This window comes from Arhodomonas sp. KWT2, assembly GCF_041949875.1.
GTDB lineage: Bacteria > Pseudomonadota > Gammaproteobacteria > Nitrococcales > Nitrococcaceae > Arhodomonas > Arhodomonas aquaeolei.
The window spans coordinates 1-1,287 of sequence record NZ_JBHFPQ010000013.1 but is presented as its reverse complement, the minus strand read 5'-3'; the positions used below and the strand labels follow the sequence as shown (position 1 = coordinate 1,287).

The 1,287-nt window shown below is 60.7% G+C and carries 2 protein-coding genes; both read left to right on the top strand.

What is annotated here, in order from left to right:
* The coding region (locus tag ACEZHJ_RS00320) for a tetratricopeptide repeat protein (protein ID WP_375036107.1) at positions 1-373 on the top strand (373 nt) is incomplete at its 5' end.
* A 279-nt stretch (positions 374-652) separates the two neighbouring features.
* Positions 653-1,287: tetratricopeptide repeat protein (locus ACEZHJ_RS00315; RefSeq protein WP_375036106.1), on the top strand; the 635-nt coding region annotated here is incomplete at its 3' end.

Below are 1,287 nucleotides of genomic sequence, written 5' to 3'. Positions count from 1 at the left end.
GAGCGGTGCGACCGATGGCATGTGGGAACTAGCTGGCCGGTACTTGCGAGGTGACATAGTCGATAAAAACGAAAAAAAAGCGTTTCAATTATTAAAAAAAGCAGCGGAAATGGATGACCTAACAGCACAGGGCCGTCTTGGCGACTACTACGCGAAAGGCATTGGCACTGAAAAGGACCTGGTGAAGGCGTACATGATGTACGACCTCGGCGGCACCGGCGACATCGAGAAGAAAGAGGCGCTAGCCGAGAAGATGACCGACGAACAGGTTCAGGAGGCCATCGCCCGCTCCCGCCGCTGGCAGGAGGAGCACAACAGCGTACGCCCCAGCTACTACGGACTGAAACGCCAGCCCGACGGCAGCTATCGCTGAGGCGGGCCAGCGGGTCACGGCGAGCGAATACGACCATGGCGACACGGACGCCCGGACCTCCAGGAACCGGTTCGACGCGGCGACTCAGGGCACCCCGTTAGCCGAAAAGACCAAGGTACCGCTGGAGATCGAGACCCGGGACGGGCAGACGAGCATCGGCGGCACGGTCGAGGTCAGTGCCGGGGCCACGCGCATCGTCGCCGACGTGCAGTACTTCAGTCTCCGCCGCGCCTGGCCCGTCGCCAACGACAGGTTCCCGCTTCGCCTCACGAGGAGTTAATGATGACATCCCCCTTACGCGTGTTCTGCCTCGTGGCCCTGGTACTCGCCATAGCCCTGAACGCCCGGGCCGAGGTCGCCTTCCCCGAGCCCGGGGGGTTCATGCACGCCCTCTACCGCCAGGACTTCCCGGCCAACCTCGAGGCCGCCCGCAACGGTGATGCCAGAGCACAGGTCCTCGTCGGGGTGGCATACACGATCGGACTCGATCGCCAGGACGTACCCATCGATTTCCCCAAGGCGGCCAAGTGGATCAAGAAGGCCGCCGCCCAGGATCTCGCCGAAGGTCTCTATGCCCTGGGGGGCATGTACGCCGCCGGCTACACCGTGGAGAAGAGCCCGGAGAAATGGCTCGAGCTCACCGCCGAGGCCGGCGAGCAGGGCTTTCCCAAGGCGCAACGTGAACTACGTTACGCATATCGGGACGGTGATGAAAGGAACGACATTGAACCGAATGACGAGAAATACCTGTACTGGCTCAGGAAGTATGCCCAGAGCGGTGCGACCGATGGCATGTGGGAACTAGCTGGCCGGTACTTGCGAGGTGACATAGTCGATAAAAACGAAAAAAAAGCGTTTCAATTATTAAAAAAAGCAGCGGAAATGGATGACCTAACAGCACAGGGCCGTCTTGG